This is a genomic window from Streptomyces boncukensis (assembly GCF_011045075.1).
GTDB classification, from domain to species: domain Bacteria; phylum Actinomycetota; class Actinomycetes; order Streptomycetales; family Streptomycetaceae; genus Streptomyces; species Streptomyces boncukensis.
Genome location: NZ_JAAKZZ010000313.1, coordinates 1 through 8,984, shown reverse-complemented (window position 1 = coordinate 8,984; position 8,984 = coordinate 1). Strand labels below are relative to the sequence as shown.

Below are 8,984 nucleotides of genomic sequence, written 5' to 3'. Positions count from 1 at the left end.
CCCCCCACCGCCCACTGTGCGGTGCCCCGGAAGCCCCGCGAGGCGTCGGCAGCCACCGATCGGTATGCTCTAGCCAAACGCTCAAACGAAAGCATGCGGGACGAAGGGGTGGGGCGGATGCGGGAGGCTGCGCCGACACGGCGGGAGCGCATCGTCGAGACCGTGCGCGCACGCGGCGAGGCACGGGTCAGCGAGCTCGCCGACGAGCTCGGCGTCTCGGTCGTCACCCTGCGCCGGGACGTCGAGGAGCTGGCCCGCGAGGGCCAACTGCGGCGCGGGCACGGCGTCGTGCGCTCGCTGGAGCCCGGCCCCCAGGAGCCCCCGGCGCCGCTCGCCTCCGGGGACGCGATCGGCCTGATCGTCCCCGAGCACCACTCCTACCTCTTCGAGGCGGTGCGCGGCGCCCGCGACGTCCTGGAGGCGGCGGGCCTGCGGATGGCCATGCACATCGCGCAGCACGCGCCGGGCGCCGAGCACGCGATGGCGCGCCAGGCCGTCGACCACGGGGTGCGCGGGCTGCTGGTCGCCCCCCGGTGGCGCACCGCGCAGGCCGCGGCGGACGACGAGGCGTGGCTGGCCGAACTCCCGGTGCCCACCGTGCTGATGGAGCGCCGCCCGGCCCCGGGCAGCCCGCTGCACGCCATGGACTCGGTGCGCAGCGACCACTGGTACGGCGCGCATCTCGCGCTGGAGCATCTGACCGGGCTCGGCCACCGCCGTATCGTGCTGGCGGCCCGCGACGACAGCCCGACCGCGCGCACGCTGCGGGCCGCGTTCGCCGAGATCGCCGCGGTCCGGCCGGAGGTCGAGGAGTGGACGGTGGTGCTCACCGCCCGGGACTCGGGGCCCGCGGCGCCGGAGCCGGACGGCGGGGCGACCTCGCTCGTCGACCTGGGCGCGGTGCTGCGCCGGCACGGCGCCACCGCCGCCGTGCTGCACGCGGACGTGGACGCGCTGATGCTGGTGCAGCAGCTCCAGGACGCGGGGGTCGGGGTGCCGGGCGACTGCTCGGTGGTGGCCTACGACGACGTGGTGGCGGCGCTGGGCAGCACGCCGCTGACCGCCGTCGCGCCGCCGAAGGAGGAGATCGGGCGGGCGGCGGCCGAGCTGCTGCTGCGGCGGCTGGAGCGGCCGCGCGGCGCCGCGCCGGAGGCGGTGCGCCGGATCGAGCTGCTGCCGGAGCTGAAGGCGCGGGGCTCGACGGCCCCGGTGGCTCGGTGACCGGCGCTTCGGTGCCTCGGGGGCGCGGTGCCTCGATGACTCCGATCGTTTGACCGTTTGAGTTTCTTCTGATCGATCCATTGATTTCGATCGAAGGAGCAATCAGGATGCCGGTGAATCCCCTCCAGCCCAAGGAGGCACCGTGCATGGTCGACACCGCCGTCGGTCGCTGCTCGCCGCCCTCGCCGCCCTTCCGCTCGGCGGAGCGGCCGCCACCGCCTGTTCCTCGGGCGGCGGCCCGGACCGCGCCCAGGCGCGCGGCGGGCCGGCCCGCATCACCTTCTGGTCCGCGCTGCGCGGCAGCCAGGAGGTGGTGGACGCGTTCAACAAGAGCCAGGACCGGGTCCGGGTCGACTTCGAGCAGATCCCCGGGGGGCAGCAGGGCGGCTACGCGAAGTTGCGCAACGCCGCCCGCGCCGGCAACGCGCCCGACGTGGCCACCGTCGAGTACCCCCAGGTGCCCGGCTTCGCCATAGACGGCGTGCTCCGCGACCTCACCCCGCTGATCAGCGACCGGCTCCGGAAGGCCGTGCTGCCGGCGGCCTTCGCCCTCACCACGTTCGAGAAGCGCACCTACAGCGTGCCGCTCGACATAGAGCCGATGATGCTCTTCTACCGGCGCGACCTGTTCCGGAAGCACGGCATCGACCTGCCGCGCACCTGGGCCGAGTTCGAGGACGCCGCCCGCACCGTGCGGCGGAAGGCGCCGGGGAAGCGGCTCACCACGTTCCCGAGCGACGGCGGGTCGCGTCTCGCCGGGTTCGCCTGGCAGGCGAACGGCCAGTGGTTCGACACCCGGAACGGCGCCTGGGAGGTCTCCCTCGCCGACGGGCCGACCCGGAAGGTCATCGCGTACTGGCAGCGGCTCGTGGACGAGGATCTGGCCTTCCAGAACCCCATCGACACCCCGGTGGGCGTCGCGCAGATCGCCAAGTCGCAGGTGTTCACCAAGATGAGCGGTGCCTGGGACGCGGGCGGGATCATGGGCTCGCAGCCGGGCCAGAAGGGCAAGTGGGGTGTCGCGCCGTCCCCCCGGTGGGACGCGGGCAACCGCCAGGTCGGCACGCACGGCGGCTCCACCTTCGCCATCACCAAGGACAGCCGGAACACGGAGGCCGCCATGGAGTTCATCGAGTGGCAGGTGTCCCACCCGGACTCGCTGCGCGCCCGGCTCTCCAGCGGCATCAGCAGCATGTATCCGGCCGTCGCCGGCCTGGTGCCGGTGGCCCGCAAGGCGTTCGACAGCGGCTACTACTCCGGGCAGGACATCTACACCCTCTTCGAGAAGGAGGCGGAGCACGTCTCCGACCAGTGGGTCTGGGGGCCCCGGATGACCTCCACCGTCCGCACCATCGAGGACGGCCTCGCCCGCGTGGAAGGCGGCCACGGCACCATCCTCGGCGCCGTCGAGGAAGCCCAGCGCTCCACCCTCTCCGACCTGAAGTCCCTCGGCCTCGCCACCAGAGAGGGCTGACGATGACCGCGACCACGCCCTCGACGTCCACCGCGGCCGTCCGCGACGGCGAAGCGCCCGCCTCCGGGCCCGGCCGCCGCCGCACCCCCCGCAAGCGCACCGCGCGGCAGCGCGAACTCGGCGCCTGCGGCGCGCTGATGACGCCCTTCTTCCTGCTGCTGCTCACCGTCTTCCTCATCCCGGTCGGCGGTGCCGTCTACCTCAGCTTCTTCAGCCAGGACCAGCCGGGCCTGGGCTTCGGCCCCGAGCGCACGGTGTTCGCCGGGTTCCGCAGCTACGAGGCCGTCCTCTCGGACCCCACCTTCCTCTCCAGCCTGGCCACCACCGGGCTCTACTGCCTCATCTACATCCCGCTGATCGCCGTCCTCGCCCTGGCCATCGCGCTGCTGCTGGACTCCGGCGCCGCGAAGCTCCGGCGCACAGCGCAGCTCTCGCTCTTCCTCCCGCACGCCGTGCCCGGCATCATCGCCGCCATCATCTGGCTCTACCTCTACACACCGGGTCTGAGCCCGGTGGTCGACCTGCTCAACAAGGGCGACATCGACATCAACTTCCTCGGTGTCAACACCGTCCTGCCGTCCATCGTGAACATCGCGGTGTGGAGCAACCTCGGCTACAACGTCGTCATCTTCTACGCCGCCCTCCAGGCCGTGCCCCGCGAGGTGCTGGAGGCGTCGGTGGTGGACGGCGCGGGCCCGGTCCGTACGGCGCTCCAGGTGAAGGTGCCGCTGGTGCGGCCCTCGGCCGTGATGGTGGTGATGTTCACGCTGATCTGGTCGCTCCAGCTGTTCACCGAGCCGATGCTGCTGAGCCAGTCCACCCGGGTGGTCGACAGCCGCTTCACCCCGAACATGTACATCTACGACGCCGCCTTCACCCGCGCCAACTACGGCCTCGCGGCGGCGGCCTCGGTCATTCTGCTCGTCATCATCATCGCCCTGTCCTACGCCGTGAGCCGCTGGAGCAACCGCGCGAACACACCCGAGGAGGCCGCCCAGTGAGCGCCGCGACCCAGGGCCCGAGCTCGCTCCGCCCCCGCCTGCTGGGCCGGACGGCCGTCAACGCGTTCGTCGGCCTCTCCGTCCTCTACACCCTGCTGCCCGTGATGTGGCTGCTGCTCGCCTCGACGAAGAACCGGGACGCGCTGGGGCGCAGCGACCTGCTCTCGGTGAGCGACTTCTCGCTCTTCTCCAACCTCTCCGACCTCTTCGCCACGGAGGACGGGATCTACGGCCGCTGGTACGTCAACAGCCTGCTGTACGCGGTCGTCGGCGCCCTCCTCGGCTCGCTGATCAGCGTGGCGTGCGGGTACGCCTTCGACAAGTACCGCTTCCGGCACAAGGAGAAGCTGTTCGGGCTGGTGCTGGCGGGTGTCATGGTCCCGCCGACGGTGCTGGCCCTTCCGCTGTATCTGATGGCTTCCGAGGCGGGAATGGTGAACACCTTCTGGGCGGTCTTCATCCCCGTCCTCTTCAACCCCTTCGGCGTCTATCTGGGCCGCATCTTCAGCCAGGGCTATGTCCCGAACGAGGTGCTGGAGGCGTCCCGCGTGGACGGCGCGGGCGAGCTGACGACGTACTTCCGCGTCTCCCTGCGGATGCTGGGCCCCGGCCTGGTGACGGTCTTCCTCTTCCAGCTCACCGCGATCTGGAACAACTTCTTCCTGCCGATGGTGATGCTCTCGGACCAGAAGCTGTTCCCGGTGAGCCTCGGGCTGTACGTGTGGAACAGCGAAGCCGTGACGACACCGGACTACTACCCGGTGGTCATCATGGGCTCCCTGCTGGCCATCCTGCCGCTGATCGCCGCGTTCCTGCTGCTCCAGCGGTACTGGAAGTCCGGGCTGACAGCGGGCAGCGTGAAGTGACGGTGCGCCCGCCGGCCGCGGGCAGCCCCGCCCGTGACGAATCCCCCACCACCAGGAGACAGATGACCCGCCCGCACGCCGCGCTCGCGATGTCCGCCCGCGCCGCGGAAGCCGTTCTCTCGCCCGAGATCCGCAAACAGCTCGCCGAGATCACCGACCTCGACGAGCACGTGCTCACCGACTTCCGGACCGACGAGGCCCGCCGCGTCCTCGCCACCGCCGAGATCCTGGTCACCGGCTGGGGCTGCCCGCCGCTGGACGAGGAGACGCTGGCGCTCGCGCCGCGGCTGCGCGCGGTCGCGCACACGGCGGGCACCATCCGCCACCACATCACCGAGGCCGCCTGGGAGCGGGGCCTCGCCGTCTCCTCGGCCGCGTCCGCCAACGCGCTGCCCGTCGCCGAGTACACCGTCGCCATGATCCTGCTGGCCGGGAAGCGGATCCTGGAGTCGGCCCGCGCCTACACGGCGCGGCGCGGCCGCGAGGACTGGCTGCACCCCGACCCGACGCTCGGCAACTACCGCCGCACCGTCGGCATCCTCAGCGCCTCGCTCATCGGCCGCCGGGTCATCGACCTGCTGCGGCCCTACGACCTGGAGGTGCTGCTGCACGACCCGTACGTCACCGAGGACGAGGCCCGCGCCCTGGGCGTGCGCAACATCCCGCTGCCCGACCTGTTCGCCGCCTGCGACGTGGTGAGCGTGCACACGCCGCTGCTGCCCGCCACCCGGGGACTGGTCAGCCGCCCGCTGCTGGCCGCGCTGCGCGACGGCGCCACGCTCATCAACACCGCCCGCGGCGCCGTTGTCGACCAGGCGGCGCTGACCGGTGAACTGCGTGCGGGCCGGATCCGCGCCGTGCTCGACGTCACCGAGCCCGACGACGGCGACCTGCCGCCGGACGACCCGCTGTGGGACTGCGAGAACGCCCTGCTCACCCCGCATATCGCGGGCTCGCAGGGCAACGAGTTCGGCCGCCTCGCGGATCTCGCGGTGAGCGAGGTGCGGCGCTGGGCGGCAGACGAGGGGTTCGCCCACCCCGTACGCCGCGAGAGGCTGGAGTTCCTGGCGTGACCAACGTGTCCCACATGACCCACATGACCCACATGACCAACGTGACCGACGTGACCGATGTGACCGACGTGACCAGTACCGACGGCACCGAGCGCCTGGCCCTCCCTCCCGAGGACCGCGAGCTGAGCCCGTACACCGGCTGGACCCGCGCCCACTGGGAGGCGGCGGCCGACGGGCTGCTGCGGGCCGCGTGGCGCTGGGCGAGCCCGCACGGGGCGCTGCTCGACCTGCCGGGCCGCCCCTCCCGCTCCGGGGTGCGCTCCGACGGGCTGGAGGGCTACGCGCGCACCTTCCTCGCCGCCGCCTTCCGCACCGCGGGCGCCCGGGGCGCCGACCCGCTCGGACTGCTGGAGCGGTACGCGGACGGGCTCGCGGCCGGCACCCGCACGCCGGGCCGGGACGACGCCGAGTCCTGGCCGCTGATCCGGGACCACACGGTCCAGGGGCAGCCGATGGTCGAGTCGGCCTCGGTCGCGCTGGGGCTGCGGCTGACCCGGCCCTGGCTGTGGGACAGGCTCGGCGCAAAGGTCCAGGACCGCGCCGAGGCGTGGCTGCGGGACGCGCTCCGGCACACCCCGGCGCCCAACAACTGGTACCTCTTCCCGCTCTCCGTCGCCGGGTTCCTCCAGGACGTGGGCCGGGGCGACGCGGAGACGGCGTACGCGATCGAGCGCGGGCTGGAGCTGCTGGAGGGCTGGTACGCGGGCGAGGGCTGGTACGCCGACGGGGACCGCCGCTCCTTCGACCACTACAACGGCTGGGCCCTGCACCTCTACCCCGTGCTGCACGCCCATCTCGCGGGCGACGCGGAGCTGCTGGCGCGCTACGGGCCCCGACTGCGGGAGCACCTGACCGGCTTCGGCCGGATGTTCGACGGGAACGGGGCGCCGCTCTACTTCGGGCGCTCGCTGACCTACCGCTTCGCGGCGGGCGCGGCCATCGCCGCCGGAGCGCTCACCGGCCACACCCCGCTCGCGCCCGGCACCTCCCGGCGGCTGCTGAGCGGCGCCCTGAGCTACTTCCTGAACCGGGGCGCCCTCGCGGAACCGGACGGGCTGCTGACACTCGGCTGGCACGGCCCGCACGAGGCCACGCTGCAGCCCTACTCGGGCCCCGCCTCCCCGTACTGGGCGTCCAAGGCGTTCGTCGCACTGCTGGCGCCCCAGGACGACCCGCTGTGGACGGCACGCGAGGAGCCCGCGCCGAGCGAGGGCCCGCACCGCGCCGTGGCGCTCCCGGTGCCCGGCCTGCTCGTCCAGACCGGCGGCGGCCTGGTCCGGGTGCACAACCACGGCAGCGACGACGTGCCGCCGGGGGCGGGGGAGCGGGCGGCCGACGAGGAGCCGCTGTACGCGCGCTTCGCGTACTCCACCCGCACCGGGCCCACGGCGCGGGCCAACGTCCCCGACAACCACCTCGCGCTGGAGCCGGCCGCGCGGTCGGGGGGAGGCTGGAGCGTACGCCGCCGCGTCCATCCGCTGGGCGCCGCGCACGCCGACGACGGCTCCTGGGGCTGGGCCGCTTCCTGGCACCGCCCGGTGTTCCCGGACGGGACGCCGGGGGTGCCCGGAGTGCGGGTGGAGAGCGTGACGTTCGTGCGGGGAGCCGAGGAGCTGCGGGTGCACCGGGTGACCGGGGCGCCGCGCGGCACCCGGATACGGCAGACGGGCTGGGCGGACGCCGCGCCCTCCGGCGCGCCGCTGCGCGGGCTGTACGGGTGGGGCGAGGAGGTCGAGCTGCGGGCGCCGCAGGGGACGGCGTTCGAGCGGTGGGTCCGGGTGCCGGGCCTGCTGGGCGCGGTCGGCGACGACGGTACGGCGCTGTGCGCGGCGTGGACGTCCCTCGCGGAGCCCGAGGGGGAGCCGCCCCGGGTGACCGTGGACGGCCCCGCCCTCGTGGTCCGCTGGCCGGAGGGCCCCCGGGTCCGCATCGCGTTCGGCCCGCTCGCGATCGAAGTCGGAGTCAGCTAGGCCGGGGCTGCCCCTTGCCGTTTCGCCGCAGGGTGCGGGCGATCTGTGGCTTGGCGCGCAGTTCCCCGCGCCCCTTCGGGGCGCACCGTTCGTGCCCCGTCAGGGGCGCGGGGAACTGCGCGAGCAACCACGGCGACACCCGCACCCTGCGACGAAACAGCAAGGGGCAGCCCCGGCTCACTGCAACGGCACCAGGTCCGCCACCGGGATCCGGAGGAACGTGATCGTCTCGTACGCTCCGGCGTCCCCGGTCTCGTAGAGGAGGCCCGCGGTCGCGCCGTCGACCCGCACCAGGTCCGAGTAGGCGGCGGGCCGTTCGTCCACGGTGAGCCGCGGCTCCCAGTCGGGGCCGCGGCCGGTGCCGGTCCACAGCGTCATCCGGCGCCGCGAGTCGCGGTGTCCGGGCGCGGAGAAGAGCAGCACGTCGGGGTCGCGGAGCTGGAGCAGGCTGCCCTGCACCACCGGGCACACCAGCTCCGGCCTGGGCAGGAACGGCTGGACCAGGGACTCCCCGCCGTCGGCCGAGCAGGCGTCGGCGCGGTTGCCGGGCGCCTCGGCGTCGGTGCGGGCGTTGACGTGGACGCGCCCGTCGGGGAGCTCCGCCGCGGTGGTCTCGTTGACGTTGACCCAGCCGTCGGGGTTGTCGTCGACGTACCCGATCCGCCAGCTCGCGCCGCCGTCGTCGCTGAGCAGATCGTGCCCGCCGTAGTACCGCCCCTCGGTGCCGTCGTCGCCGGGAAGGGCGGGCGGGGTTGAGTGGTTGGCGGGCACGACGATCCGGCCCGCGTACGCCGGCGCGGCGAGCTGGAGCGCGTGCCCGGGGGCGGTGGCGTACCAGCGCCACGCGGGGCGCTTGGCCTCCCGGGTGATCTCCCGCGGCTCGCTCCAGGCGGCCCCGCCGTCGTCGCTGTGCACCACCCACACCCGCCGCCCGTCCTCGGGGGAGACGAGCCCGCGCCGGATCCGCTCCTCGGTGGCGTCGGCGGCGCTCCGCACGAACACCAGCAGCACCCGCCCGCCGTCCAGCACCACGGGCGCGGGGTTCCCCGCGGTGCCGTCGCCGTTCGCGGCGGCGACCTCCAGCGGCCCCCAGGTGCGCCCGCCGTCGGCGGACCGGCGGCGCACGATGTCGATGTTCCCGTGGTCCGCCGGGGAGTCGGCCCGCCCCTCCGCGAACGCGAGCAGCGTGCCGTCGGGCAGCGCGACGACGGCGGGAATCCGGAAGGCGGCGTAGCCCTCGCTCCCGGCGCGGAACGGTACGGAGCTCTCGTACGGCATGGGCACCCCCGCGCGCACGCTATGCACGCCCCCGCGGGACGTCAAGGAAGCACAAATGACGGAACGCGCCCCCCTTTCGGGGGACGGTGCGGGGAGAGCGG

General features: G+C 73.8%; 7 protein-coding genes. 6 read left to right on the top strand and 1 reads right to left on the bottom strand.

What is annotated here, in order from left to right; genetic code table 11:
- Positions 1-117 precede the first annotated feature (117 nt).
- The 6 genes from G5C65_RS24845 to G5C65_RS24820 all read left to right on the top strand — a co-directional run bounded on the left by G5C65_RS24845 (position 118) and on the right by G5C65_RS24820 (position 7,605).
- A complete protein-coding gene (locus G5C65_RS24845; RefSeq protein ID WP_165301151.1) occupies positions 118-1,221 on the top strand; it encodes a substrate-binding domain-containing protein in 1,104 nt (367 codons plus the stop codon).
- A gap of 142 nt (positions 1,222-1,363) precedes the next feature.
- A complete protein-coding gene (locus tag G5C65_RS24840) occupies positions 1,364-2,695 on the top strand; it encodes an extracellular solute-binding protein (protein WP_165301150.1) in 1,332 nt (443 codons plus the stop codon).
- 2 nt (positions 2,696-2,697) lie between these two features.
- Entirely contained in the window at positions 2,698-3,696 is a 999-nt protein-coding gene (locus G5C65_RS24835) for a carbohydrate ABC transporter permease (RefSeq protein WP_165301149.1), read from the top strand.
- Positions 3,693-4,562 (top strand): ABC transporter permease subunit, encoded by an 870-nt coding sequence (locus G5C65_RS24830; protein ID WP_165301148.1) that lies wholly within the window; start codon positions 3,693-3,695, stop codon positions 4,560-4,562. The genes G5C65_RS24835 and G5C65_RS24830 overlap by 4 nt, the downstream gene beginning before the upstream one ends.
- Before the next feature lie 62 nt (positions 4,563-4,624).
- Complete coding sequence (locus G5C65_RS24825; protein WP_165301147.1) at positions 4,625-5,635, top strand: hydroxyacid dehydrogenase; 1,011 nt, start codon at positions 4,625-4,627, stop codon at positions 5,633-5,635.
- A gap of 14 nt (positions 5,636-5,649) precedes the next feature.
- Entirely contained in the window at positions 5,650-7,605 is a 1,956-nt protein-coding gene (locus G5C65_RS24820) for a DUF2264 domain-containing protein (RefSeq protein ID WP_241266025.1), read from the top strand.
- 177 nt (positions 7,606-7,782) lie between these two features.
- Here the strand turns inward: G5C65_RS24820 and G5C65_RS24815 are convergent, their stop codons facing one another.
- Positions 7,783-8,883 (bottom strand): sialidase family protein, encoded by a 1,101-nt coding sequence (locus G5C65_RS24815; RefSeq protein WP_165301146.1) that lies wholly within the window; start codon positions 8,881-8,883, stop codon positions 7,783-7,785.
- Positions 8,884-8,984 lie beyond the last annotated feature (101 nt).